Annotated in this window: 22 protein-coding genes; 15 read left to right on the top strand and 7 right to left on the bottom strand. The window is 70.3% G+C overall.

What is annotated here, in order from left to right:
* The first annotated feature begins 5 nt into the window (after positions 1-5).
* From ssd to HD593_RS55920, 8 genes are all read left to right on the top strand, one after another.
* The gene (gene ssd / locus HD593_RS55955) at positions 6-1049 is read left to right on the top strand and encodes a septum site-determining protein Ssd (protein WP_185110937.1); all 1044 of its coding nucleotides are present in this window, start codon (positions 6-8) and stop codon (positions 1047-1049) included.
* A gap of 203 nt (positions 1050-1252) precedes the next feature.
* Positions 1253-2389, top strand: coding sequence for a TadA family conjugal transfer-associated ATPase (locus HD593_RS55950; protein ID WP_185112704.1), 1137 nt, complete (start codon positions 1253-1255; stop codon positions 2387-2389).
* Between the two features lie 101 nt (positions 2390-2490).
* Positions 2491-3213 carry a type II secretion system F family protein gene (locus tag HD593_RS55945; protein WP_185110936.1) on the top strand — a complete coding sequence of 241 codons (723 nt, stop codon included), beginning with the start codon at positions 2491-2493 and terminating at the stop codon, positions 3211-3213.
* Positions 3214-3452: 239 nt separating this feature from the next.
* Entirely contained in the window at positions 3453-3974 is a 522-nt protein-coding gene (locus HD593_RS55940) for a type II secretion system F family protein (protein WP_246547265.1), read from the top strand.
* 1058 nt (positions 3975-5032) lie between these two features.
* Positions 5033-5218 carry a DUF4244 domain-containing protein gene (locus tag HD593_RS55935; protein WP_185110934.1) on the top strand — a complete coding sequence of 62 codons (186 nt, stop codon included), beginning with the start codon at positions 5033-5035 and terminating at the stop codon, positions 5216-5218.
* Positions 5215-5595: a TadE family type IV pilus minor pilin gene (locus HD593_RS64130; protein WP_185110933.1), complete on the top strand. Its 381-nt coding sequence runs from the start codon at positions 5215-5217 to the stop codon at positions 5593-5595. Before HD593_RS55935 ends, HD593_RS64130 begins: the two co-directional genes overlap by 4 nt.
* Before the next feature lie 60 nt (positions 5596-5655).
* Positions 5656-6015, top strand: coding sequence for an Rv3654c family TadE-like protein (locus HD593_RS55925; RefSeq protein WP_312904479.1), 360 nt, complete (start codon positions 5656-5658; stop codon positions 6013-6015).
* A gap of 520 nt (positions 6016-6535) precedes the next feature.
* The gene (locus HD593_RS55920) at positions 6536-8782 is read left to right on the top strand and encodes a hypothetical protein (protein ID WP_185110931.1); all 2247 of its coding nucleotides are present in this window, start codon (positions 6536-6538) and stop codon (positions 8780-8782) included.
* A gap of 458 nt (positions 8783-9240) precedes the next feature.
* On the opposite strand, the gene HD593_RS55915 is transcribed toward HD593_RS55920, so the two are convergent.
* Positions 9241-11583 (bottom strand): DEAD/DEAH box helicase, encoded by a 2343-nt coding sequence (locus HD593_RS55915; protein ID WP_312904389.1) that lies wholly within the window; start codon positions 11581-11583, stop codon positions 9241-9243.
* Between the two features lie 409 nt (positions 11584-11992).
* Between HD593_RS55915 and HD593_RS55910 the strand changes: the two genes are divergently transcribed.
* The 4 genes from HD593_RS55910 (at position 11993) to HD593_RS55895 (ending at position 16793) form a co-directional block, all read left to right on the top strand.
* Complete coding sequence (locus HD593_RS55910; protein ID WP_043629845.1) at positions 11993-12343, top strand: STAS domain-containing protein; 351 nt, start codon at positions 11993-11995, stop codon at positions 12341-12343.
* A gap of 1 nt (position 12344) precedes the next feature.
* Complete coding sequence (locus HD593_RS55905) at positions 12345-12764, top strand: ATP-binding protein (RefSeq protein ID WP_103956794.1); 420 nt, start codon at positions 12345-12347, stop codon at positions 12762-12764.
* A gap of 955 nt (positions 12765-13719) precedes the next feature.
* Positions 13720-16044, top strand: coding sequence for a sodium-translocating pyrophosphatase (locus HD593_RS55900; RefSeq protein WP_185110929.1), 2325 nt, complete (start codon positions 13720-13722; stop codon positions 16042-16044).
* A 272-nt stretch (positions 16045-16316) separates the two neighbouring features.
* Positions 16317-16793, top strand: coding sequence for a SixA phosphatase family protein (locus HD593_RS55895; protein ID WP_221525423.1), 477 nt, complete (start codon positions 16317-16319; stop codon positions 16791-16793).
* On the opposite strand, the gene serB is transcribed toward HD593_RS55895, so the two are convergent.
* From serB to HD593_RS55875, 4 genes are all read right to left on the bottom strand, one after another.
* Positions 16780-18000: a phosphoserine phosphatase SerB gene (gene serB / locus HD593_RS55890; protein WP_185110928.1), complete on the bottom strand. Its 1221-nt coding sequence runs from the start codon at positions 17998-18000 to the stop codon at positions 16780-16782. The genes HD593_RS55895 and serB overlap by 14 nt on opposite strands.
* Positions 18001-18079: 79 nt before the next feature.
* Positions 18080-18631 carry a DUF11 domain-containing protein gene (locus HD593_RS55885; RefSeq protein WP_185110927.1) on the bottom strand — a complete coding sequence of 184 codons (552 nt, stop codon included), beginning with the start codon at positions 18629-18631 and terminating at the stop codon, positions 18080-18082.
* A 99-nt stretch (positions 18632-18730) separates the two neighbouring features.
* A complete protein-coding gene (locus HD593_RS55880; protein WP_185110926.1) occupies positions 18731-19738 on the bottom strand; it encodes an S-adenosylmethionine:tRNA ribosyltransferase-isomerase in 1008 nt (335 codons plus the stop codon).
* Positions 19735-20391: an SDR family oxidoreductase gene (locus HD593_RS55875; protein ID WP_185110925.1), complete on the bottom strand. Its 657-nt coding sequence runs from the start codon at positions 20389-20391 to the stop codon at positions 19735-19737. The genes HD593_RS55880 and HD593_RS55875 overlap by 4 nt, the downstream gene beginning before the upstream one ends.
* Positions 20392-20484: 93 nt before the next feature.
* Between HD593_RS55875 and HD593_RS55870 the strand changes: the two genes are divergently transcribed.
* The gene (locus HD593_RS55870) at positions 20485-21600 is read left to right on the top strand and encodes a GAF domain-containing sensor histidine kinase (protein ID WP_312904388.1); all 1116 of its coding nucleotides are present in this window, start codon (positions 20485-20487) and stop codon (positions 21598-21600) included.
* Positions 21597-22217, top strand: coding sequence for a response regulator transcription factor (locus tag HD593_RS55865; RefSeq protein WP_312904387.1), 621 nt, complete (start codon positions 21597-21599; stop codon positions 22215-22217). The genes HD593_RS55870 and HD593_RS55865 overlap by 4 nt, the downstream gene beginning before the upstream one ends.
* Before the next feature lie 7 nt (positions 22218-22224).
* On the opposite strand, the gene HD593_RS55860 is transcribed toward HD593_RS55865, so the two are convergent.
* Positions 22225-22875, bottom strand: a complete 651-nt coding sequence (locus tag HD593_RS55860; RefSeq protein WP_185110924.1) for a hypothetical protein — start codon at positions 22873-22875, stop codon at positions 22225-22227.
* 170 nt (positions 22876-23045) lie between these two features.
* Between HD593_RS55860 and HD593_RS55855 the strand changes: the two genes are divergently transcribed.
* The gene (locus tag HD593_RS55855) at positions 23046-26192 is read left to right on the top strand and encodes a protein kinase domain-containing protein (protein WP_185110923.1); all 3147 of its coding nucleotides are present in this window, start codon (positions 23046-23048) and stop codon (positions 26190-26192) included.
* On the opposite strand, the gene HD593_RS55850 is transcribed toward HD593_RS55855, so the two are convergent.
* Entirely contained in the window at positions 26179-26895 is a 717-nt protein-coding gene (locus HD593_RS55850) for a hypothetical protein (RefSeq protein WP_312904386.1), read from the bottom strand. The genes HD593_RS55855 and HD593_RS55850 overlap by 14 nt on opposite strands.
* Between the last annotated feature and the right edge of the window lie 22 nt (positions 26896-26917).

Genomic DNA, 26917 nt, shown 5'->3' with positions numbered 1-26917 from the left:
CGAACATGCACCGCCCCTTGGCCATCACCGAGGACCCAGCCCTCCTCGACGACCTCGTCCGCATAGCAGCCGCAGCCGGCGCCCAACTGGACGTGGCCCAGACCCCCACCCACGCCCGCCCGTTCTGGAACCTCGCCCCACTCATCGCCATAGGCGCCGACCAAGCAGACCCCGTCGCAGCCACCTCACCCCCACCCCGAGACCAGGTCCTCCTCGTAACCCGCGACCCCGAAGACCCCGACACCTGGCGAAAATGCGTTGCGGCAGGCGCCCGATCCGTCATGACCCTCCCCAACGACGAACGCGACCTGGTGGACAGATTCGCCGACGCCATGGACCCCGATCCCCGCTCAGGCGCCGTGATCTGCCTGATAGGCGGCCGAGGCGGCGCCGGCGCGAGCGTCCTCGCCGCCTGCCTGGCCCTCCGAGCCTCGACCGACCACCTCCGCACCCTCCTCGTAGACGCCGACCCCCTGGGCGGAGGCATAGACGCCTTGCTGGGCCACGAGGAGGCGACAGGCGCCCGCTGGGCAGATCTGGTGGCCAGAGAAGGCCGGATCAACTCCAGCGCGTTGCAGGCGGCCCTCCCGGCGTTCGGAGACCTGGCAGTCCTGTCCTTCCACAGAGGCGAGGTCGACGCGATCCCGCCCCAGGCCATGCGCTCGGTACTCGAAGCCGGCACCCGCGGCTTCGACCTGGTGGTCGTGGACCTCCCCAGACACCTCGACCCCTCAGCCATAGAGGCCCTGACCAGAGCCGGCTCCACCCTGTTGGTGGCCACGGCCGACGTGCGCGGCATCCTCTCCGCCGTCCAGGTCCTCTCCCAGCTGCGCGACCACACGGCCGACATCCGCGCGATCCTCCGCCCCGGCATCCTGGACGCCGACACGGCCATGACAGCCCTGGGCATCCCCTCCGCCGGCACCCTCCCCGACCAGCCCAGACTCACCGCCACCCTCAACCGTGGCGAGCTCCCGAGACTCGGCCCCCGCACCGTCCTAGGCGCCCTGTGCACCTCCCTGCTCCGAGACCTCCTCCCAGCCACATGATCCCGAACCCCACCACCCCACCCCGCCCCCAGAACCCACACCCCAACGAGCCACCCCGAACCCGGCTGGCCCAAGACCCACCATCCCCTCGCACCCACCCAAGCCCTAAACCCGCTCACCAGCCTCAACCACGGAGGACACCGGCCCCCGAACCGCCAACCGCCCTCTCCCCGGACCCGCCGCCGGCGCCGGTCTCCCCAGAGCTGGTGGAGGCGGTACGCGTCCGCCTGGCCAGAACAGGCGTCGAGCCCACCGCCGCCCAAGTAGCACTGGCCCTGAGAGCCGAGAAGTCCGTCTACGGCGACGCGGAGATCCTCGCCATAGCCCGGGCCCTCTGCGCCGACCTCATCGGCGCAGGCCCTCTCGAACCACTCCTGGCCCGCCCGGACGTAACGGATGTCCTGGTCAACGGCCCACGCGAGGTCTGGATCGACGACGGCACCGGCCTACGCCGCACCTCGATCACCTTCACCGACGACGGATCCGTCCGCAGACTGGCCCAACGCCTCGCGACCGCCGCAGGCCGACGCCTCGACGACGCCTCCCCGTACGTGGACGCCCGCCTCCCCGGCGGAGTCCGCCTCCACGCCGTACTTCCCCCGATCGCGTCCGGCGGCACCTGCGTCTCCCTGCGCCTCCCACCCCGCCGCGCCTTCACCCTGCAGGACCTCGTCACGGCAGGCATGATCGCCCCGCCCGCGATCCCCGTGCTCACCGCCATGGTCACCGCCAGACTCGCCTTCCTCGTCACAGGCGGCACAGGCACGGGCAAGACCACCCTCCTGTCAGCCCTCCTCTCCCTGGCCGACCCGGGCGACCGCCTCCTACTGGTGGAGGACTCAGCCGAGCTCCGCCCCCTCCACCCTCACGTGGTCCGCCTGGAAACCCGCCCGGCCAACCTGGAGGGCGCCGGCGGAGTGGGCCTGCGCGACCTGGTACGCCAGGCACTCAGAATGCGCCCCGATCGCCTGGTAGTCGGAGAAGTACGCGGAGCCGAAGTAGTCGACCTCCTGGCCGCCCTGAACACGGGCCACGAGGGCGGCTGCGGCACCCTGCACGCGAACACGGCGGCCGACGTCCCCCCACGCCTGGAAGCACTCGGCTGCGCGGCGGGCCTGACGAGAGAGGCCGTACACAGTCAGCTGGCAGCGGCCCTCGACGCGGTCATCCACCTGACGCGAGGCCGCCCGGACGGCCGAAGACGCGTCGCCGAAGTCTGCCTCCTCTCCAGAACACCGTCCGGCTTCGTCGAGTCGATCCCCGCTCTGACCTTCGACCCCCAAGGTCGCACCCACCCCGGCCCCGGCTACGAAGCCCTAGCCCAACGAGCCCGCCCCTAGCAAACCCACCCTCACCACCGCCCAACCACCGCCCCCAAAAAAACCACAGGCCAGCTGGGCCATCACAAGCAGGCCATCACAAGCCCGGACGAAACCAGACCATGACCAGCATCCTCATAGCCGCGTTGTCCACAGCCTGCGCCGTCTGGCTGTGGACAGGCCCCAACACGGCCACAACCCGCCTGAACAACCTGCTGACCTCACCCGCCCCCACCCCTCGATGGAAATCCCTGCTCAAACTCCTCACTCACCCCAGAGCCACGCCGACCCCAGCCCGCCGCGCCGAGGCCTGGCGACGCGCGTCGATCGAGCTGTGCCAGTCCCTCGCAGCAGAGCTCTCCGCCGGCCGCACCCCGAGCGACGCCCTGACCAGAGCCATCACAGCAGTCGACCTCCCAGACCCAGCCCTCCTGCGCCCGGTCATCGCGGCCGCACGGGACGGCGGTGACGTCTCAGCGGCCCTGACCTCATCAGCCCCCCAAGAAGGAGGCGAGGGCCTGCGCCACCTGGCAGCCTGCTGGGAGGTCAGCACCACAGCAGGCGCAGGCCTGGCCTCCTTGATCGACCGGGTCGCGCACACGTTACGAGCCGCCCACGCCCATCGCCAAGACGTAGCGGCCCAACTAGCGGGCCCCCGCACCACTGCCCGCATGCTCGCCGCACTCCCGGCCCTCGGCCTCCTCATGGCCGCAGCCCTGAACATGCACCCCCTGTCCTTCCTCTTCGGCACCATCCCCGGCCTCATGTGCCTACTGGCCGGCGTCACCCTGGACGTCTGCGGCCTGTGGTGGACCACCCGCATGGCCACCCGAGCCCAATCCTGACCCGATCGGACCCACCGATGCTCCAACTCCTCTCCGCCCTCTGCGCCGCAACATCGGCTTGGCTGTGGCTCTCCCCCCGAACCCCCACAGAACGCCTAACCCGCCTACGTCCAGACCTGACATCCCCCCAAGCCCCTCATCCCCCCACTCACCCAAACCGCGTCACCCGCAGAACAACACTCACCGCCACCGCCGCAGGCCTGCTCTCTTTCCTCCTGATCGGCGGCATCCCAGGAGCCATGGCAGGCATCCTCATCACCCCCGCAACAGCCCTGTTCCTCCACAAAAGAGCACTCCAGCAACCCCATCTCGACCACCGCCGCATAGCCGCCGACCTCCCCTTCGCCGCCGATCTGATGACCGCCTGCCTACACGCGGGCAGACCGGTGAGCGCCGCCACCGAAATCGCCGCCCACGCGATAGGAGGCCCCGTAGGCGAGCGCCTGGCATGGGTGAGCACCCAACTACGCCTGGGCGCCGACCCCGACCCAACCTGGGCATCCCTCGCCAAAGACCCCGCCATGGGCCAGCTCTCCAGAGCCATGAGCCGAGCAGCCCAGAGCGGCGCCCCCGTAGCCGACGTCCTGAAACGCTTGGCCGACGACGCCCGAGAATCATCCGGAGCCGCATCAGTCGCCGCAGCAAGAAGCGTCGGCGTAAAGGCAGTCGCCCCCCTGGGCCTGTGCTTCCTCCCCGCCTTCGTCCTCCTCGGCATCATCCCGGTGATAGCAGGCCTAGCCTCAACCTTCGCCATGCCCTGAGCCCCCCACCGGCACAAACCACGCTCTCCGAATCCCCACCCCGCCCACGCCCGGTGATCACGAAACCTACGCACCACCATCCCCGAGCACACCACCGCGCCACCCTGACTCCCGGCCGCCCTCGTCCCCGCCGCGCCCCGGGCCCACCGCCGTACCGACCTGTGCTTGATCCCGCCCGCTGCGCCCGAGCCCCCACCGCACCGGGCTGTGCCTGACCGTCCCCGCCGCGCCCAAGTACACCGCCGTACCAGCCTGTGCTTGATCGCGTGGCGGGGGCAGGGCGTGCGCGCGTGCTCCTGGCCCCAGGCGTGCGACCGGCCTCATGGCCGCGCCCGGATTCCGCCTGCGCGTGCCCCTATCCCGTGCGCCTTGCCCTCTGCGAGCACCGTGTTCCCACGCCCGCGCCGCCCCGTGCGTCAACACGTTTCCATCCCTGCAGGTCCGCTCTGCGTTCTCGTGAGACTGAGCTCAACCTCATGCTCCATCCACAAGGCAGCGACCAGGCCGTCACCCTTATCCACAGAACGCCGTTCGGCCCGCATCTCCCCACCCCGCCTCCGCCACCCTTTGAACTCCCGCCGGTCAAAACCCCGGCTCCAACCCCTGGAGGCAAGATGCACAGTCCCGCCACGACGCCAGACGACATCGCAGCCGCCACATCGCCTGCCGGCACCACCACACCACCCGCTCAAACACGCACCCTGATCACCGGAAGCCCGACAGCCCCTGTGGTCACCTTCTCCACACCCCGGCAGCACCCCCGCCGCACAGTCGCAACCGCCACCCCCGTAACCGCCACCCCCGCAACCGCCACCCCCGCAATCACCACCCCCGTAACCACCGGCCCCGTAACCACCGGCCCTGCCACGACCACCCCAGTGACCACCACTCCACGCCACAGCACCGCCGCGGATCGGCGCACTCACGAGCCCTCCACAAGCGCCCTCGCCATCCGCCAAAGGGACTCCAGCGCCCCGACCACTTCTACCTCCGACCAGTCACCCCCCTCTTCCTCGATCGGCAAGCGACACCGCATCAGCAACAGTTCCCGGCCGCGAATGAACAAGTGGCTCCACTACGCGGCCACCCACCGAGAGCACGGCATGTCCACCGCTGAATACGCGGTCGGAACCATCGCGGCCTGTGCCTTCGCTGCTCTCCTCTTCAAGGTCGTGAGCAGCCCAGAAGTCCAGGAAATGCTGACCTCACTCATCGACCGAGCACTCAAAACCGGGCAGGAATGACGCCGCGCCGCGCGCGGACCTCCAAGAGCAGCAAGCGGTCGGCATCGCGGGGCTCGGTGACGGCCGAGACCGCCGCGATGCTGCCCGCCCTCATGGTCGTCCTGGCTGCAGCCCTGTGGGCCATCCAAGCAGTCGGAGTCCAACTCGAATGCGTGGACGCCGCCCGGATGGCGGCTCGCGCCGCAGCCAGAGGCGAACCCCTGGATCAGGTTCGCGCCTTCACCCAAACAGCCACCCGCCCGAACGCCCAAGTAGCCATTACTCGCGGCGCTGAGCTCACCAAAGTGGAGATCACCGTAGAAGTACGCCCTTCCTGGGGCGAATCCCTGCCTGCAGTACGCGTCTCAGCCACAGCCACCGCAGCCACCGAACAGTGACAACACACCGCCCCCGCCCCAGGCGCCGAAACTTCCCTCGCCCAACCCCAGGAGTAAACGATCAATCCCAAGGACCGCGGCTCGGCCACCCTGTGGGGTGTGGCGCTCATGGGCCTCCTGATGGCGACGGCTACCGCACTCGCCACGGTGGGTTCCGTACGCGTCGCCCACCACCGAGCCAGCAGCGCCGCCGACCTCAGCGCCCTCGCAGCAGCCAAACTGGCGCTGATCGACCCAGAAGGAGCCTGCCGCAGGGCCTCCGAACTGGCCGCGGAGAACGACGTCGAGCTAACGAAGTGCGAGATAACCGACGACATCGCCGACGTCTGGACTGCCTTGCCCATCTCGCTGCCGTTATTAGGCCCCCGCACCGTACAAGGCAGGTCCCGTGCCGGCTCCACGGTATGGACACCCGACTGATGAAGCGATGGGTTCCTGCTGCCGGGCATGAGCATCTGCAGCGAGCCGGATCTACTCGTGCGCATGGATGCGGGCCGCCGAGGTGTCCGAGTGCATCCAGAGAGCGCGAACTGAAGGCCCGTCCATGGATGGGTGACAGCCCTCAGATGGGGCGGCGGCTGTGCGCTGAATGACAGGAAGAGGGGGAGGTTCGAGGAGGTGGGCGTTATGGGGTGGTTGAGGTCTGAGGGGCAAGGTCGCAATCAAGTCACGACTTCTTAGACGTGGTGTCCAAGAGCTGGATATCTACCGTAAGGTTCCGCTTACCCTCGGTCCATGCCGTATGCGTCAAGGAGCCTGGGAGAGCAGGAACACAGTCGCTAGGGTGCGGGTCCTGGGACGGTCGGTGACCGTATCGGCCGGGCGCACAGCACTTCCGGTCGTCGCGTGAATGCCCCGAGGGTGCTCAGGCGGCGCGAGGCTCTCGATGGAGGGAAGCGTCGTGTCGGTAGTCGGCAGAGTTGTAGCCGCAGGGATGATCGTGGCCGGATCCATCGCGCTCGGCGGTAGTGCCCAGGCGTCGGCGATGACGGCACAGGTCGGCTTCGCCGGACAGGCCGGCTTCTCCGGGCAGGCCGGGATTTCCGAACGGGTCGGGCTTTCTGAACAGGTCGGGCTCTCCGGACGGGTTGGCTCCTCTGGGCAGATCACGTCACCCTCCGATGGGGAGGTGATCTCGAGTTCGTCGGTGGTGGTCTCCGCGCGTACGGGGCTCATGCAGTTGAGGATGGGGCTGTACGTGGACGGACCTTCCACGCCCAGCCAGAAGGTCGCCTCAGGTGGGGCCAACCAGACGCTGTCCGGCACCTTCGACGCGGGCGATGCCCCCAACGGGACCTTCACTGTGACCCTCAAGGGGGAGATCACCGGAAGCAGGTACGCGAGCACCACGTTCAAGTTGCGGCGGCCGGCCGAAGCGCCAGGAGGCGTGAACGCGAGCAGGCAGGGCACCGACAAGGTTCTCGTCACCTGGAACAAGGGATCAGAGCCCGACCTGCAGTCGTACGAGGTCTCCAACACGCAGTCCGGTGTCGTGGGGCGGCTGTCCGCCGACAGTGCCTGCGCGGGTTCCTCGTGCAAGGCGGTGCTTGCCGTGCCGTCCAAGGCGGCGGGCCAGAAGGTGGGGTTCTCCGTCAAGGCGTTCAGAGGGGACGGCGACGGCGGTTCGATCGGGTCGGGCGATTCGGCGGCCGCGTACGTCACCTTCCCCGCCCCACCGGCGGCCCAGCCGACCAGGAAGGCCACCGACAGCGCGCAGGCGCCGAAGAACAGAGACGCCCGGGGCGTCGATGCGTTGCCGACGCTGCCCGCCAAGAAGCAGGCGATTCCCTCGCGCAAGCCGACCACACCCACCCGTAAGCCGACGACCACGAAGCTGCCCGACATTCCGGACGCCGACCCGAGCGGCAACCTTCCCATCCCCTCCGCTGTCGACCAGGGCGAGAACGACGGTCTGGTCCCGGCCGATACGAAAGACGGCGCCGACGAGGCTCCCGTGCAGAGCGATGGCGTGAAGGCCCAGTCGAGCGAGTCGCCGATCGGGAACATCGGCCAGTACGGCCTCTACGTGGCGGGAGGGATCCTCCTGCTGCTGCTCGGCGCGCACGCGGGCGCCTGGGCCAGGCGGCGCGCGCTCGCGACCGGCTCCAGCGGTTCCGCGCGCCTCACACCGGCACCTGACACGGACGCGCCCACGGGAGCGGCGCAGGCACACAACACGAATCCCGGGTTACATGTCAGGCAGCCGGAGACCGGCACTCCGCACACCACGGCCGCACCCCGTCGGCCCGCCGTCATCCTGGCCGTCGCCAAGACCCGGCTTCCCGAACAGCCCTCCCGGCCTCAGCAGGTTCCCGGAATGGACGCTGAGCGCTCACTCGACACTCCGAGTAAGCAGTCGGATGGCGAGGGGCGGTCGCTGTCCGAAGCACGGGGGCGGCGGTCGGAGGCGGGGATGGACGCTGGTGGTGCTGAGCCGCTGTTGCCGGCTTCCGCCGTCGAGTCGTCGCCGACCAGTCCTCTCGCATCCTCTGCTCCGCGCGCCTCCGCCTTGTCTGTGGAGCTTCCACTGCGTGCTGCTACTGCCAAGCCGCCCTACGGTGCTGCTCCTCGGCGGCGGGAGGTGTCCCCCTCAGACCGGAGGCGTGGGGAGGCGTCCACGTCGGATCGAGGGCAGGGGGAAGTGCCCAGACCTGATCGAGGGCGGAGGGATGTGCCCGGGTCTGATCGGGAGCGCGGGGAGGTGCCCAGGTCTGATCGGGAGCGCGAGGAGGTGCTCGCCTCTGATCAGGTGGTGGCTGATCGGATGGGCGGAGGGGCGGTCACGCCTGATTGGACGCGTCGGAGCGGGGCCGGTGGTCGTCGGAGCGGGGCGGGTGGTCCGCTGCCGCACGTTGCCGATGGCGACGATTCAGGTGGCGTTCAGGGGCGGCAGAAGGAGTGGGGCGCGCAGCAGGCGCCGCTCCAGATCGCTCTGCCGAGTTCGGCGGTCACGGACGTTCCCGAGCCCGCCGCTCCAGCGGTCGCTCCTGCCGTACGGCTGGAGGAACGTTGGGATGACTACCTGCCGCCGTCGCCGAGATCGATGGAGGACAGCGGGTTCTGGGAGCGTCCGCAGCCGGGGGCGGCCGACTTCTGGGCCGCGGATGAGGATGCGGATGATCGTGGCGACGAGAAAGGTGAGGAGCGGACTCAGGCGGGCCGTCGGCATCGAGATGGTTGGAGTTAGGCGAGGGCTCTCACTGCTGAGCCGCGGAGGCATGGACGGCACCATCCACCGCCGGGGCGGTCCGGAGATCCGTCGGTGTGTGTGATGCCGGTGTCCGGCTGCTCGTGATTTTCAGGCATTCATCGCGAGTGTCGGGAAGTGCGTAGAAGGTGCGAAGGCCGTAGGAGCTCGTGCTGGGGATGCGTGGCGGGGCTCAGGCTGGATTTCGGGCGTAAGTGATCACTGTGTACAGCTTGACGTGCGCTTGGTAGCAGGGTCCGTGTGGTGCTGATTTCGTAACTCGGATGGGCTTCGGTCAGGAGATTCGTAACTCGGGTGGGCTCGGTCAGGAGAGTTGTCGCGCGGACAATGTGGATGTGCCGTCAGGTTTGTGTTCTGAGGTTGCGTGCTCGTGCGGGCTTGGCTTGTTTGTCTGCTCGGGCCTTCATGAGACCCGGACCGGTTCAGACATGTGGCGATCATTGTGATGCGAGCAGTGTGTTGAGGAGGCGGATGGCGCCTCGTTTGTGCAAGGGCTCGTTGCCGTTGCCGCATTTGGGGGATTGGATGCAGGACGGGCAGCCTCGTTCGCATTCGCAGGACATGATCGCTTCCCGGGTGGCGGTCAGCCAGTCCGTGGCGCGGGCGTAGCCGCGTTCGGCGAAGCCGGCGCCGCCCTCGTGGCCGTCGTACACGAAGACGGTGAGCAGGCCCGTGTCGGCGTGCAGTTCCGTGGAGACGCCGCCGATGTCCCAGCGGTCGCAGGTGGCGAACAGGGGGAGCAGGCCGATCGAGGCGTGTTCGGCGGCGTGTGCGGCTCCGCCGAGGTCGATGCCGGCTTCGGCGAGAGGGGCCACCGCGGAGGCGGGGAGCGTCCACCAGACGGCGCGGGTGCGGAGGGTGCGAGGTGGCAGCTCCAAGGGCTCGTCGCCGAGCATCTCGCCTGATTGGAGGCGTCTCTTGAGGTAGGAGACGACTTGGCGGGTCACCTCCACCTCGCCGAAGTGGAGGGTGCCGGAGCCGAGGGCTTGGGAGCGTTCGGTGGAGAGGATGGAGATGTCGGTGATGTCCCGGGCGAACGTGGTGTAGTCCGGGTTGGCGCTCGTGACCAGGGCCACCCCGGCGTCCAGGTCCAGGAGCTCGACGAGGAACGTCTCGCCCTGGTGCAGGTAGATCGCGCCGGTGTGGACCGTGGTGTGGGCCGAGGGTTCGTCCACGCTGCCCAGGAGGCGGCCCGTGGACGACTCCACGACCTGGATGGGGTTGCCTCCGCCGCCTCGGATGTCGGCGAGGTCGGTGGCGCGCTCCCGCCTGGTCCAGAACCAGCCTGCCGGGCGCCTTCTGAGCAGGCCCTGCGCGACGAGGTCGTCGAGCACCTTCGACGTGGTGGCGCCGAAGATGGGCAGGTCGTCCTCGGTGAGCGGGATCTCGGCGGCCGCGGCGCAGAGGTGGGGGCCCAGGACGTACGGGTTGCCGGGGTCGAGGACGATCGCCTCCACGGGCCGGCCGAACAGGGCCTCGGGGTGGTGGACGAGGTAGGTGTCCAGCGGGTCGTCCCTGGCGATCAGTACGGCGAGCGCGTCCTGGCCGTCGCGGCCCGCCCGGCCCGCCTGTTGCCAGAGGGAGGCGCGGGTGCCCGGCCAGCCTGCGATCAGCACGGCGTCCAGGCCGGAGACGTCCACGCCTAGTTCGAGGGCGTTCGTGGTGGCCAGGCCCATGATGGTGCCGGCGCGGAGGGCCTTCTCAAGGAGCCTCCGGTCTTCGGCGAGGTAGCCGGCCCGGTAGGCGGCGATCTTGTTGGGGAGGTCGGCGAGGTCGTGGTCGGAGGCGTCCGGCAGGGCCCAGGTGAGGGGGCCGTGAGTGGGGGCGACGGTTGGGGCGGTTTGCGACGGCGCCGATGGCGACGGCGACGGCGACGGTTCCGGCTCCGGGGTGGGAGTGGATGTTGCCTTGGTGGACGGCGATGGGGAGGTGGCTCGGGTGGACGGCGACGGGGAGGTGGCTCGGGTGGACGGCGATGGGGAGGTGGCTCGGGTGGAGGGTGGTGTTGTGGTGGTGAGGGGGGTGGGGAAGGGGGGTGAGATGGAGAAGGCGACGTCGGCTAGTTTGGCGCGGGCCGAGAGGGCGACCGTTTCGGCGCCGCGGCGGGAGCGGACGAAGGCGAGCGTGCGTACGTCGGCCAGGACGAGGTCCGCCAGCAGGTCCGCAGCCTCAGCCGTGGCCGTCCGCCGTACAGGAGCCCCTCCCTCGCCCCGGAGCTCCGTCAGGGGCGGCTCCCACAGCGCGATGGTGGTAGAGCCCTTGGGCGAGGTGTCCACCGTCACCTCGTCCATCTCAAGCCCCGTCAGCCGCGTCGCGAACGCGCCCGGCTCGCTCGCCGTGGCCGAGGCGAGCATGAACGTGGGCCGGGCGTTGTAGCGGGCGCAGGCGCGGCGCAGGCGGCGCAGGATCTGGGCGACGTGCGAGCCGAAGACGCCGCGGTAGCCGTGGCACTCGTCCACGACGACCATGCGCAGACGCCGGAAGAACGTCGACCACTGCGCGTGCCTGGGCAGGATGCTCCGGTGCAGCATGTCGGGGTTCGTCAGGACGTAGTTGGCGTGCTGGCGTACCCAGGTGCGCTCCTCGAACGGCGTGTCGCCGTCGAAGCAGGCCGCGCGCAGCTGGGTGATGCGCAGTTCGCGCAGCCCGCGGAGCTGGTCGGCGGCCAGGGCCTTGGTGGGCGTCAGGTAGAGGACGGTGCCGCCGCCCAGACACGAGGCGATCGCCGGAGTGAGGTACGCCAGGGACTTGCCCGAGGCCGTGCCCGTGGAAATGATCACGTTTCGGCCACGGTGTGCCAGGTCGGCGGCCTCGTACTGGTGAGGCCAGAGTCCTGTCACCCCGCGGTTCGCCAAGCGCGTAACAAGTACTTCAGGCGTCCATTCGGGCCAGCGGACTTGACCCGCCTGACGTGCTGGAACATGCTCCACATGGGTGACACGCTCATGACGTGCGGGAACGCCAAGCAGGTGGTGGAGGAGTGGACCTGCCTGTTGTGGGGAGGATCCGGTAGAAGTCACTGTTTCCAGTCTTGCATCGAGGGGCAAAGTCGCCGGGAATCGTGATTTCGTATAGACACAAGCCAGGCGCGTGGTTGAATGCCGCGCGTCAGGGTCGGACAGTTTGGGGGCACGCTCCAGACTGCCAGGCCCGCAAGAGTACTTTCGCAGGCGAGGCGCTGGAGGATCTGTGGATCTGAAGTTGGATCACCGCACCGAAGACCGACTCACCATCGTGGAGGTCGAGGGTGAGATCGATGTCTACACGGCGCCGAGATTGCGTGAGCTCCTCATCGACCTGGTCAACAAGGGCAACTTCCACCTTCTTGTGAACATGGAGAAGGTCGACTTCCTCGACTCCACGGGCCTCGGTGTCCTGGTCGGGGGGCTCAAGCGGGTACGCGCGCACGACGGCTCCCTCGAGCTCGTCTGCACGCAGGAGCGCATCCTCAAGATCTTCCGGATCACCGGTCTGACCAAGGTCTTCGGGATCTACGCTTCGGTCGACGAGGCCAAGGAAGCTCACGGCAAAGACAAGTAGCATGGCTACCGTCGAGCTGACGTTCAGCGCCCTTCCCGCGCATGTGCGGACCGCCCGGCTGGTGGCGACGGCGATCGCTCGCCGCACCGGCGTGGAGGAGTCCCTGCTGGACGAGGTCAGGCTCGCCGTGGGTGAGGCGTGTTCCCGGGCAGTGGAGGCACATCGCGCTCACTGTCCGGGTGAGCCCATCCGCATCGAGCTGCGTGACGACTCGGGGCGCTTCGAGGTCACGGTCAGCGACCAGGCCCCCAGTGATGAGATCAAGCAAGAACAGCCCCTTGACCTGGGCATGCTCTCCGACTCGTTCATGTCGAACTTCGGCATCGCGGTCATCGAGGGCTTGGCGGACGACGTACAGGTCTTTCCCAGTCCCAAGGGGACGAATATTCGCATGAGCTGGCCGGCGGCTGTCGGCGTCTGACCCCGGCGTCCGGTCTCGGCTCACCCCTTGGGCGCGCGTGTGCCGGGCGTGTTCTGGTCACAAGCGTCCAGGGTCCTCGGCCCGTGCCGGTCATGTGGTGTCCCGCGTTCTTCCCGGCGTGTCCAGCGCGGCGTCGGGAAGAACGCGGCGTCGGGAAGGCCGCGGCGTCGGGAAGGCCGCGGCGTCGGGAAGGCCGCGGCGTCGGGAAGGCCGCGGTGTGCGGTCATGCATGCACGGGCGTGCTCTCCTGAGCGCGGGTCCTGCGTGGGCGGGGCGGCGCACGCAGGTACGTCGTGCGCGGGCGCTGGTCGTCCAGCGAGGCGGATGAAAGTGGGGCGGGGCACCCTACGCGCGCGGCGATCGCCGTGCAGTGCGAGTGAGTGACGGCACGCTAGTGATCAACGTCGCATCAGTACGTGACTTACGGCGCTCGGGTGATTCATGGTGCGTGATTCACGCCGCAAAGAGCGTAAGCGGGCAGCACAAACATGCGTACGCCCAAAACGCGCACGCACCGAGAGGACGCGGGCCGACGACCCGAGCGCAACCACACTCAAGCGCAGAACACCGCACGTCACCCACCCAATCCCTCTCCTCCCTTCCCGCCCATCCACCCCCAAAACCCTCCCCAGCCCCCAAACCATGCCACCTCCAAACCCAATTACGGTCCGCCCGTATCCCTCCCTTGCTCTGACCGTAACCCGGGGAAATTCCACTTGTCAGATCCCAAACCGGGTCCCAGGCAGGGGATTACTAGACACTCGCACAATTAGCGACCGCCAGAGCCTTCATATCCGCTGAGTGCCTGCGTAGACTCCCGGCACCGGCCAAGGTGATCCAGAGGAACGCGGATTCAACCGGAAGCGGCACCCACAACCCGGATGGTGCCGCAACACCCGCCGAGGAAAACTGCAGCACCGCCCGGGCAGGACGACCGGTCTTGCCGAGGAGAACGATGAGCAGGCACATGCTGGCAGCGGAGCCAGCGTCCAATCTGGCCCTGAGCGGAAACAATCTCACCATCGTGATCGTGGTCGCCGCGGTCGCACTCATCGCGCTGGCCGTAGCAGGCGGCCTGGTACGCGAAGTGCTGGCCGCCGGCCAGGGCACCGAACGAATGCAGAACATCGCGCGCGCCGTGCAAGAGGGCGCCGCCGCATACCTCGCGCGTCAGTTCCGCACGTTGGCGATCTTCGTCGTCGTGATTCCCTTCCTTTTGCTGCTGCTACCTGGAGAAACCGACGTACGCGTCGGGCGCTCCCTCTTCTTCGTCGTCGGCGCGGTGTTCTCCGCGCTGACCGGGTTCATGGGCATGTGGCTGGCCGTGCGCGGAAACGTCCGCGTCGCCGCCGCGGCCCGGGAGTCCGGGGAGAAGCTCGCCATGCGCATCGCGTTCCGCACCGGTGGTGTGGCCGGGATGTTCACCGTGGGCCTCGGCCTGTTCGGCGCGGCCGTGGTGGTGTTCGTCTACCAGGGCAACGCGCCCGGCGTGCTCGAAGGGTTCGGGTTCGGCGCGGCGCTGCTGGCGATGTTCATGCGAGTCGGCGGCGGCATCTTCACCAAGGCCGCCGACGTGGGCGCCGACCTCGTCGGCAAGGTCGAGCAGGGCATCCCCGAGGACGACCCGCGCAACGCCGCCACCATCGCCGACAACGTGGGCGACAACGTCGGCGACTGCGCCGGCATGGCGGCCGACCTGTTCGAGTCGTACGCGGTCATGCTCGTCGCGAGCCTCATCCTGGGCCGGGCGGCCTTCGGCGAGGAGGGGCTGGTCTTCCCCCTCATCGTCCCGATGATCGGTGTGATCACGGCGATCATCGGCATCTTCGTCACCAGGCTGCGCGACCGCGACCGCAGCGGCATGGCCGCGATCAACCGCAGCTTCTTCATCTCGGCCGCCATCTCGGCGGTGCTGGTGACGGCGGCGGCGTTCTGGTACCTGCCGAGCAGCTTCAGCGGCCTGACCGGCTCCACCATCACCGGCTTCGAGGGCGACCCGCGGCTGATCGCGATCGGCGCGGTCCTGATCGGCCTGGTGCTGGCCAGCGCCATCCAGTTGCTCACCGGGTACTTCACCGAGACCACTCGCCGCCCGGTCAGGGAGATCGGCGAGAGCTCGGCCACCGGCCCCGCCACCGTCATCCTGGCCGGCATCAGCGTCGGCCTGGAGTCGGCGGTCTACTCGGCGCTGATCATCGGCGGCGCCGTCTACGGCGCGTTCCTGCTCGGCTTCGGCAACGTGACGGTCGCGCTGTTCGCGGTGGCCCTGGCGGGCACCGGTCTGCTGACCACGGTCGGCGTCATCGTGTCCATGGACACCTTCGGCCCCGTCTCCGACAACGCCCAGGGCATCGCGGAGATGTCCGGCGACGTCGAGGGCGAGGGCGCCCGCGTGCTGACCAGCCTCGACGCCGTGGGCAACACCACCAAGGCCATCACCAAGGGCATCGCCATCGCCACGGCCGTCCTGGCGGCCACGGCGCTGTTCGGCGCGTTCCGCACGGCGGTGGAGGGCGAGCTGGCCACGGCCACGACGGCGGTCAAGGAGGCCCTGGGCAGCTTCTCGACCTTCTCGCTCAGCATCGACCAGCCGAACGTCCTGGTCGGCCTGATCGTCGGCGCCGCGGTCGTGTTCCTGTTCTCCGGCCTGGCGATCATGGCGGTCGGACGGGCCGCGATGCGGGTGGTCTTCGAGGTACGCGACCAGTTCCGCAACAACCCCGGCATCATGGACGGCACCCAGAAGCCCGAGTACGGCCGCGTCGTGGACATCTGCACCCGCGACTCGCTCCGCGAGCTGGCCACGCCGGGCCTCCTGGCGGTCATGACGCCGATCGCGGTCGGGTTCGCGCTGGGGTACGCGCCGCTGGGCGCGTTCCTGGCCGGCGCCATCGCCTGCGGCACCCTGATGGCCGTCTTCCTGGCCAACTCCGGCGGCGCCTGGGACAACGCCAAGAAGCTCGTCGAGGACGGTCACCACGGCGGCAAGGGCTCCGAGGCGCACGCGGCCACGGTCATCGGCGACACGGTCGGCGACCCGTTCAAGGACACCGCCGGTCCGGCCATCAACCCGCTGATCAAGGTGATGAACCTGGTGGCGCTGCTGGTGGCGCCCGCCGTGGTGCTGTACGCGGGCAACCCGGCGCTGCGCATCGGTGTCACGGTGGTGGCGGTGGCCGTGGTGGTCGGCGCGATCATCGTGTCCAAGCGGCGTTCGGTGACCAACGAGCCGGCCAGCGACAACAACAACGACCGCGACCCGGAGCCCGTCGCGTCGTAGCGGGCACACCCGGTCGGTAGCGGCAGGACGACCGCGCCCGTCCCTCCCGAGCGGGGGACGGGCGCGGCTCCATGCCAAGCCCCGAAGCGCTCGGGAAGACCGCGTGGCCATACAGACCCGGAAACGGGACCTCGCCCACCCCAGTGGGAAACTGGGCGCGTGAACGATGAAAACCGGCCCAGCGGCGGGAAGACCCTGGGCCTGATTCTCCTGGCGATGATCGGCATTCTCGCCCTGATCATCGCCCTGTCCGTCTGGGCCTCGAGGACGGGATGAACTCCGTGCGTACGTTGATCGTGCTCCGCCACGCGAAAGCCGCCCAGCTCCCGGGCCTGGCCGACCGCGAGCGCCCCCTGACGGACCGGGGCGAGCGGGACGCCAAGCGGGCGGGTGACGAGATCAGGGCGGCCGGTCTGGAGCCCGACGTGGTGCTCTGCTCGCCCGCGGTCAGGACCAGGCGCACCGCCGAGCTCGCCTTCCCCGAGGCGGAGATCAGCTACGAGCGCGAGATCTACGAGGCCTACCCCGAGGAGCTGCTGGAGCTGGTCCGCCGCACCGACCCCGGCCTGAGCACCGTCGTGCTGTGCGGCCACAACCCCGGCGTGCACGAGCTCGCGCTGGCCCTGGCCGGCGGCGAGTACGTGTTCAGGCCGGGGGCGTTCGCGGTCATCCGGGTGGAGCCCCCGTGGGAGGACCTCTGGCCGGGCCAGGGGAGTCTCGTCACCAGGTGGGACCCTAAAGAGCCGTGAGCACGCCGTCCTCGGCGTCCGCGGCCTCCACCTCGTCCCTGGAGATCCCCAGCAGGTAGAGGATCGAGTCGAGGTACGGCGTGTTGACCGCGGTGTCGGCCGCCTGCCGGACCACGGGCTTGGCGTTGAACGCGATGCCGAGCCCGGCGGCGGCGATCATGTCGAGGTCGTTGGCGCCGTCGCCGATGGCGACCGTCTGCGAGATCGGCAGCTTGGCCTCGCGCGCGAAGCGCTCCAGCGCCCGGGCCTTGCCGGGCCGGTCGACGATCTCGCCGACGACGCGTCCGGTCAGGCGGCCGTCGACGACTTCGAGCACGTTCGCGGCGGAGTAGTCGATGCCGAGCTCCTCGACCAGCCCGTCGGTGATCTGCGTGAAGCCGCCGCTGACGATGGCGAAGCGGTAGTCGAGCCGCTTGAGCGTGCGCACCAGCGTACGGGCGCCGGGGGTGAGCACGACCTCCTTGCGTACGTGCTCGAACACCTCGGCGGGCAGCCCTTCGAGCAGGGCGACGCGGCGGCGCAGCGACTCGGCGAAGTCGAGCTCGCCGCGCATGGCCTCCTCGGTGACCCTGGCGACCTCCTCCAGGCAGCCGGCGTGCGCCGCGAGCAGCTCGATGACCTCGCCCTGGATGAGGGTCGAGTCGACGTCCATGACGATGAGGCGCTTGGCGCGGCGGGACAGGCCGGTGCGCTGTACGGCCACGTCCACCTCCTGCGCGGCGGCCTCGGCGGCCAGCTCCACGCGCAGCGCGTCGGGATCGGCGCCGGAGACGGACAGCTCGATGCAGGTGACGGGCCACTGGGCGAGGCGTTCGATGCGGTCGATGTTCGCGCCGGCTGCGGCGATGCGGCCGGCGATGCCCGCGATGGCGGCGGGCTGCAGGGTGGCGCCGAGCACGCTGACCGACAGGCGGCCGCGGCGGCGCTGCTCCTTGGCCTGCGATCCGGTGGAGAGCTCCACCTCCATGCCGAGGTCCTCGGCCACGCGTTCGACGGCGGTCCACATGGCGCCGAGGGTGGTGCCCGTGCCGGTCGAGGGGCCGCCCGCGTACGCGACGAGCACGCCGAGCGTGAGCCGGCCTCGGATGACGACCTGCTCGATGTCGGCGACCGTCACCGGAAAGCGCGACAGGACAGAGAAAAGACGCGAGGTGACGCCCGGGCGGTCAGGGCCGGTCAGTGTGATCAGGAGGGTGCGCTGGTCCACATCCAGCCACGGTACTGCGCCCGGTCCGATGCTCGCGAAGCAGGTCGAGCATTCGGGCCCGGGCGCGGAGGGCGAACGCCTAGCGGACGACCTTGGTCTTGACCGTCTTGGCGAAGGCGAACTCGGGGACGCCGAGCCGGTCCAGCTCCTCCTTGGACATGTTCTCCATGCCCTGGTCGACGTTGTAGGTGACCACGCCGAGCGTCGCCGTCTGGGTGCCCTTGGCCTTCTTCGTGGTCTTCGCGACGAAGCGCATGCTGACGGCCTCGTCCTTCTCAACGACCCTGGGGATGAAGCAGTAGAAGGCACGCCCGTCGAGGAAGCACTCGGTGCCCTTTTCCGCCCAGTACTCGATCCGACGCAGGTCGACGCCCTTGGGGAACTCGCCGCCGACGAACCAGGAGTCCGCGTAGTGCGGGCCCTTGTTCACGGCGTGAATCGTGTAAGTGATCTTTCCGCCGGCCTTGACCGTCTTGGACGCCTTCACCTTGACGTCGAAGGTGGAGAACGGCTCAACGGCCGCGGTGGCGGCCGTCGTGACGGTGGTGGTGGCCGCGGCGGGAACGGCCGGGAGGAGCAGGGCGCCGGCCGCAATAGCCAGCGCGGCACCCTTGAGCAGGGAGTTTCGCATTCACGTCTCCGTTACGAAGGGACACGGGGACGTCACACAACCAGGCCCCCGTAAATGTCGGCTTTTCCTATCACAAACGCAAAATCTTCGTAAAGTGTATTACTTCAGAATCAGGTGTGTGTCGCCGAACTCGTGCCACAGATATCCCTTTCGCAACGCTTCGTGGTATGCCCGCCCCAGCGCCGCCTCCCCCGCGATCGCCGTCAGCATCAGCAGATGGCTGGACCGCGGCTCGTGCAGCCCGGTGATCAACCCCGTGACCGCCCGCACCCCGGCCTCGGGCGTGACGATGTGCCCGGTCCAGCCCTCCGACGCGGCGACCCGCCCGTCGGCGCCCGCGGCCGTCTCCAGGGCCCGCACGACCGTGGTGCCCGCCGCGACCACGCGCCCGCCGTTCTCCCTGGTCAGGTTCACCAGCCGGGCCGTGGAGGCCGGCACCTCGTACCGCTCGGCGTAGGGCGGCTCGTCCTTCTCGGCCGACGCCACCCCCGTGTGCAGCGTGATCGGCGCGATCCCGATCCCCCGCGCCACCAGCGCCGTCACCAGCTCCACCGTGAACGGCCGCGCCGCGCTCGGCATCTCCGCGCTCCCCGGCACGGTCGCGAACACGGTCTGGTACGCCTCGATCGGCCAGTCCCGCTCCACGTACGAGTAGCGGATCGGCACCCCGTGCACCCGCAGGTACGCCTCCACGTCCTGGTCGAGCACCGCCCGCCACAGCCGCGGCGTCTCCCGCCCGACCAGCCGCAACGTGGCCCGTCCCGGCATCGGCAGCCACTCGCCGGGCTCGCCGCCGCCGTACGGCTCCGACCCCTTGCCCGTACGGCGGCGCAGCTCCACCAGCCACGTGCCGTCCGGCCTGACGGTCGAGAAGTGCACGGCCAGGCGGTCCAGCCGGACGGCCGCGGGCAGGGTCGCCGAGTTGTTCACCACGATCAGGTCGCCGGGGTCCAGCAGGCCGGGCAGGTCGCTGAAGTGGTGATGGGACGGCTCGGCCTCGCCCCGCGAGACCATGAGGCGAACCGCGTCCCTGGGCATGCCCCTCGCCTCCGGCGGCTCGTTCGCCGACAGGCCGGGCGGCAGCGAGAAGTCCAGCGCGGCGGTCATTGCAGGCTCACTTTCCCGCTCGCCGGGCGGGAGGCGACCAGGTCGTGCAGCGCCGCCGCCACCTTGGCGGGGTCCGCGGCGGCCGCGGCCTCCTCGGCGCCCACGGCGTCGGCGAGCATGCGGGTGTTCATCTCGCCCGGGTCGGCCCACCAGACGCGCAGCTCGGGCTCCTCGGCGGACAGCACGTTGGAGAGCTGCTCCAGCGCGGCCTTGGTGGCGCCGTAGCCGCCCCAGCCCTCGTACGCGCCGGTCGCGGCGTCGGAGGTGATGTTCACGATCGCGCCGCGGGACGCGCGCAGCGCCGGCAGCGTGGCCTGGACGAGCGCGAGCGGAGCCGTCACGTTCGTCTCCAGCAGCGTCCTGAACGCCTCCAGCGGGTAGATCGCCAGCGGCGGCAGCGGCGTCACGCCCAGGTCGCTGGCGTTGTTGACCAGCAGGTCCAGCTCGGGCGCCGCCTCCGCCAGCCGCCGGACGTGCGCGGGGTCCGTCACGTCGCCCGGGATCGCGGTCGCGCCGAGCTCGTCGGCGGCCCGTTCCAGGTCGCGCGCCCCGCGAGCGGTGAGCACGAGGTTCCAGCCCGCGCCGGCCAGCACTCTGGCCAGGGCGAGCCCGAGTCCGCGGGAGGCGCCGGTGATAATCGCGGTGTTCGTCATGTACTCGACGGTAGGAACGCGACGCGCGCCTGACATCGGGCGCAGGGCCGGTGCGGGCCTCGGCACATCGTCCTAGGACCTTAGAGTGGGGCCGTGCCCTCCGACCGAGACGAGATCCTGCAGGCGGTGAGCTCCGCGGTGCTCGCGGTCACCCGCCACCTGTCGGTCCGCGAGGTGCTGCAGGTCATCGTACGCTCCGCGCAGCGGCTGCTCGACGCCCGCTACGCAGCCCTCGGCGTGCCCGACGAGGACGGGTCGTTCGCCGAGTTCGTCGCCGAGGGCCTGACCGACAAGCAGTGGGACGCGATCGGGCCGCTGCCCAGGCAGCACGGCATGCTCGGCGCCATGCTCCGTGACGGCACCCCCGTCAGGCTGCCCGACCTGCGCAAGGACCCGAGGTTCGAGTGGTGGCCGAAGGCGCACCCGGTGATGAAGGACTTCCTCGGGGTGCCGATCCGCGACGGCGAGCAGGTGCTCGGCATCATCTTCCTGGCCAACAAGCGCACCGGCGGCGGCTTCTCCCAGGAGGACCAGGAGCTGCTCACGTTGTTCGCCGCGCACGCCGCGATCGCGCTGACCAACGCCAGGCTGTACGAGCGCGGGCGCGAGCTGGCCATGCTGGAGGAGCGCAACCGGATGGCCAGGGAGCTGCACGACGCCGTCACCCAGAAGCTGTTCTCGCTGCGCCTGTCCGCACAGGCCGCCGGCGCCATGCTGGACAAGGCCCCCGACAAGGCCGCCGCCGAGCTCGAACGGGTCCAGCGGCTGGCCGGCGAGGCCCTGTCCGAGCTGCGCGCGGTGATCGTCGAGCTGCGCCCCGCCGAGCTCGACCGCCACGGGCTGTCCGAGACGCTGCGCAAGCACGTACGCCTGCTCGACCGGCTGCATCCGGCCGTGGTCACGTTCGAGTGCGCCGAGCTGCCGCCGCTCGGCTCGCCGGTCGAGGTGGCGGTGCTGCGGGTGGCGCAGGAGGCGCTGCACAACGCGCTGCGGCACTCGCGGGCCGAGACGGTGTCGGTGCGTCTGTCGTACGCCGGGGGCAGGCTGGAGCTGGTCGTGCGCGACGACGGCGACGGGTTCGAGCAGGCGGAGTCGCGCGGGCTGGGCCTGGCGTCGATGCGCGACAGGGCCGAGGCGGTCGGGGGCGAGCTGTCGGTGGAGTCGGTGCCCGGGATCGGGACCACCGTACGCGTGGAGGTGAGCGTGTGATCCGGGTGCTGATCGCCGATGATCATCCGGTGGTGCGGCAGGGGCTGCGGACGTTCCTCGACCTGCAGGACGACATCACGGTCGTCGGCGAGGCGGGCGACGGGGCGCAGGCCGTCGAGCTGGTCGGGGAGCTGTCGCCCGACGTGCTGCTGCTCGACCTGAAGATGCCGGTGATGGACGGGCTCGGCGCCCTGGAACGGCTGTCGGGCCGGGCGACCAGGATCGTGGTGCTGACCTCGGTGAGCGACCCGTCCGACGTGGGCCCCGCGATGCGGGCGGGGGCCGCCGGGTTCCTCTACAAGGACGTCGATCCGACCGCGCTCGTCCAGGCCGTACGCGCCGTGCACGGCGGGCAGGTGCTGCTGGCCCCCGAGGCGGCGGAGGCGATGCTGGCCACCGCCGCGGACGCGGCCGTCCCCGCGCCGGTGCCGCTGACCGAGCGCGAGCGCGAGGTGCTCGCGCTCATCGCGGCGGGCCGCTCCAACAGGGAGATCGCGCGGAGCCTGGCCGTGGCGGAGAAGACGGTCAAGACGCACGTCTCCAACGTGCTGATGAAGCTGGGTGTGCAGGACCGCACCCAGGCCGCGCTGTACGCGGTACGGCACGGCCTGGGCTGAAGGACGCTTACGTGTCCTTCTTCTTGTTCGACTCCTCGTGGCTGGCGGGCGGGTTGTAGTCCTTGACCGGAGGCGGCGGCGTCCAGCTCCTGCCCGGGTTGCGCGGCGGGCTGACGATCTTCGTCTTGACCGTCTTGAGGTCGTAGTGGTGCTCGACGCCCAGGCGCTTGAGCTCTGCCTCGCTCATGTTCTCCATGCCCTGGTCCACGTCGAACGAGAGCACGCCGATGCGCGCGGTGGCCGTGCCCTTGGTGCTGCTCTTGAGCGTGAGCTGGAAGTTCAGCCAGTCGGTCTCGCCCTTCTCCAGCGCCAGCGGGCCCCAGCACCAGAACCACTGGCCCTCCCAGTCGCACTTGGTGCCCTTGGGGCCGCCCCAGCGCAGGGTGGGCTTGACGCCCTTGGGCAGCTGGCCGCCGATGTAGTACAGGTCGGCGTAGTGCGGGCCGAGGTTCTTGGCCCGGAGGTAATACATGATCTTTCCGCCGCGCTTGGTGGTCTTGGACCATTTGGCGGTGATCTTGAAGTTCGAGTACGGCGCGACGGCGATCCCCGCGGTCCGGGTGACGGTCGTCGTCGCGGCGGCGCCGGCCTGGCCGGGCATGGTCAGGGATGCGGCGGCCAGTCCGCCGGCTAAGAACAGGCTGAAGCTTCTACGCATGTGACGGCTCCCCGTACGGTGCTGGAAATCCCCGATCATCTCCATGATTATTGCGTAGGGCAAATCTTTCGCAAAGAGCGATGATCTTTCGTGACCTGGGATGGCTTGCGGGCTTCTCCATAGGCTCATCACGCTTGTTGGGCGGGGTCACGCACAAGGGGGAGGACCAGGTGCCGGAAACGCACCCCTTACAGTCCAGTGATCCGGTTTCGCTGGGCGAATACCGGTTACTCGGGCGTCTGGGCAAGGGTGCGCAGGGAATCGTCTACAAGGCCGAGTCGCCGGACGGGCGGCTCGTGGCGATCAAGCTGCTGAACACCCGGCTGGACAAACCCGGCCTCGACTCCGAGCGGTTCCTGCGCGAGGTGGCCGCCGCGCGCCGGGTCGCCCAGTTCTGCACGGCCCAGGTGCTCGGGGCGAACATGGACGGGGAGCACCCCTACATCGTGAGCGAGCTGGTCGACGGGGTGTCGCTGCAGGTGGTGGTGCAGCGGGAGGGGCCCCGTGCGGGCGGCGCCCTCTACCGCCTGGCCGTCGGCACGGTGACCGCGCTGGCCGCGATCCACCGCGCGGGCATCGTCCACAGGGACTTCAAGCCGAGCAACGTGCTGCTCGGGACCGACGGGCCCAGGGTGATCGACTTCGGCATCGCGCGGGCGCTCGACTCGGCGATGACGATCAGCAGCGGGGTCGTGGGGACTCCGGCGTACATGTCGCCCGAGCAGATCTCGGCCGAGCGGGTGGGGCCGGCCAGCGACCTGTTCAGCTGGGCACTGACGATGATGTACGCGGCCACCGGGCGGCCCGCGTTCGGCCAGGACAGCCTGCCGGCGGTCATCTACCGGGTGATGAACGAGGAGCCCGACCTGTCGGTGCTGCCGGACGACCTGCGGCCCATCGTGCAGGCGTGCCTGAGCAAGCGGGCCGAGGACCGGCCGTCGGCGGCCGAGGTGCTGTTCTCGCTGCTGGAGAACCAGGGGGAGGAGCCGGGGGCGGACGACGAGGTCGCCCTGACCACGGGCTCCCAGGTCGCCGCCGAACAGAGCCGCCCCCCTGCCCCCGCCTGGGGCACCCCGGACGCCCCCGCCGCGGGCCCCGGCCCGGCTTCGCCCGGTGCGGGCTCCGGCGTGGGCTCGGCTGGTGCGGGCTCCGGCGTGGGCTCGGCTGGTGCAGGTCCGGGCATGGGCACGCCCAGCGCAGGCGGCGTGGGCTCGCCGGGCGAAGGTCCCGGCGTGGGCACGCCCGGTGCGGGCTCCGGTGTGGCTTCGCCGGGCGCAGGTCCAGGCGCGGTAGGTGGCGTGGCGGGTGCTGGGAGTGGGGCGGCCGGTCCTGGCTGGGCCGCGCCGGACAGCCGGCCACCCGCGTCAGGGGCTGCCGGTTCGGGCTGGGTCAGCCCCACGGGGTGGGTCAGCCCATCAGGCGACGGCTACCCGCCACCTCAGGGCCCGCCCGGCGGCTACCCGCCTGCGCCGCCTCAGGGCCCGCCCGGCGGCTACCCGCCCGCGCCGCCGCGGAGCGCGCCGGCTGGACACCCGCCTCACCGGCCTGCGCCACAGGGTCCGCCCGCTGGGTCGCCCGCAGCGCCCGGGGCCGGCTCGCCGCACCCGCCGGCCGCCGGGCCGCATGGCCGGGCGCCGCAGGGTGGTCAGACCGCTGGATGGGCGGGCGCGACGCACGGTGACGCGCCGCGAGCGGGGCACGCGCCGCCCGGTGGCCATGTGCCGCCAGCCGGGCACGGGCAACCGCACGCACCGTCGCCACAGGGCGGCCAGGCGGGCGCGGTCGGGCAGGGGCAGGGGCGGGTGCCGCTGGGCGAGCCCGAGCCGTCTCGTGCGCCGTCGGCCGGGCCGGTGCCCGTGCCCGTGCCCGGGCCCGTGCCCGGGCAGGGGCTGCCGCGGGGCGGCCGGGGCGCGGAGTGGGAGGCGGCGTTCCGGGCGTCATCGCATGATCAGCGCGGGGACGGGCGCGGGGACGGACCTGAGGGCGGACACGGGGGCGGACACGGGGACAGGCCCGGTGAGCGGGCAGGAGACGGGAACGACGCGTTCTTCAAGCACGCCCCCGCCGAGGAGAAGCCCGACGAGGTCAGGGCCAGGCGCCGGCGGGCGGCGCTGGTGTCGGTAACGCTGGTGGCCGCGCTGACCCTGGCCGGCGGCATCCTGTACTTCGGCCCCCGGATGTTCGGCACAGGCGACGGCGGCGGCGGGACGGTGGCGCAGGTGACCACGTCCATCACGCCGATGACCCCCACGACCCTCACGACGGCGCCGCCGACCCCCACCCCCACCGCGGTGACGCCGACGCCCGTGACCCCCACCCCGACCGGGACTCCGGCCGAGGTGGAGCAGGCGGCGGTCCCGGTCCTGGGCAAACAGGACGGCAAGTCGCTCAAGGGCCACACCAAGGGCGTGCAGACGCTCTCCGCCGTCCGTACGGGCGACAAGACGTGGCTGGTCACGGGCGGCCAGGACGGCCGGGTACGCCTGTGGGACCTGGCCGGGCACAAGTCCCTGGCCACGATGAGGGGCCACAGCGAGGAGGTGTACGCGGTCGCCTGCGTGATGATGGGCAAGACCCCGATGGCCGTCTCCGGCGGCTACGACGGCAGCGTCCGCCTGTGGAACCTCAAGACCCGCAAGGGCAAGGTCCTCGGCTGGCACGGCGACGCCGTCTACGCCGTCGCGCTGACGAAGGTCAAGGGCAGGTACGTGGCGGTGACCGGCGACGCCAACGGCTACCTGAAGTTCTGGGACCTGAGCAAGCGCAAGGCGACGGGCAAGATGATCAGGGCCCACCGCAAGCCGGTGAACTGGCTCAGCGCCACCCACATCGGCGACCGCGCGGTGGCGGTCTCCGCGAGCGAGGACGAGACGCTGCGCCTGTGGGACATGTCGTCGCGCAAGCAGTACGGCAAGACGTACAAGGGCCACACGAAGGGCGTGTACTCGGTCGCGCTGGCGAAGGTGGACGGCAAGACGGTCGTGGCATCGGGCGGTAAAGACGGAAAAATCCGGCTCTGGGATGCGAAGAGCGGCAAGACGATCGGCACCATGTCCGGCCACAAGAAGATCGTCTACTCGCTGTCCTTCGGCACCATGAGCGACCGGACCGTGCTGCTGTCGGGCGGCACCGACGGCACCATCCGCCTCTGGGACCCGGAGACCCGCAAGGCGCTCGGCAAACCGGTCAAGGCCCACAAGAGCGGCGTGTACGCCGTCGGCATCGTCCCCATGGACAAGGGAGTGGCCGTCGTCTCCGCCGGCAAGGACAAGCTGGTCAGGCTCTGGAAGTCCGCGGACGACGCTACGGGTTCCTGACGGGCTCGAAGATCGCGTGGTGCGCCGCCACGACCGCGCGGCGTACCGCACGGTCGAGCTCGCGCAGCGCGGCGCCGCGTACGGCGACCTGCCCCGAGGTGAGCCCCCGCTCGTCGGCCACGCGCAGCACCACCGCCAGCCGCGTGGCCAGGGCGGAGACCCGGTGGGCCCGCCCCGGGTAGCCGGGCGCGAGCTCCCCGCCGCGCGCCGGCCCCTCGGGACGGTCCTGCGCTGGACCGTCGACCGACGACAGGGCCTCGATGGCGGCGCTCATCGCGCCGGACAGCTCCCGCTCGGCCTCGGCCAGCGACGGCAGGTCGTGGCGGACGGGCCCGGCGTCGTGCACCTCCAGCCGTACCCCGACATAGGAGGACCCGCGCCGGTCGGGGTGGGGCACGAGACCGAGGTTGCGCTCGGCGAGCACGGCGATGGCCGCCTGGCCGGCGTCCACGGCGGCCGAGTTGAACGGCGGCGGGCCGGACAGCCCGAGCGGGTCTCCGGGCGCGGGCAGGGCCAGCCGCAGCTCGCTCAGACCTTCGGCGCGCAGGTTTGCGAGGTATTTACGCAGGGGCACGTCGCCCGCGACGGCGGGCCCGCCGACGGCTTCCACGTGGTCAGCCGCCTCGTCGAGCCCCACGTGGCCGGACAGCCACGCGTTGCCCCAGGCGACCAGGGACGGACAGACAGGCGATTCAGGGCGCACCGATCCACGATAAGCGCTCGCC

It is taken from the genome of Nonomuraea rubra (assembly GCF_014207985.1).
In the GTDB taxonomy this organism is placed as follows: Bacteria; Actinomycetota; Actinomycetes; order Streptosporangiales; family Streptosporangiaceae; genus Nonomuraea; species Nonomuraea rubra.
Note: the sequence above shows the minus strand (reverse complement) of the source record. Positions and strands in the feature narration are given on the sequence as shown.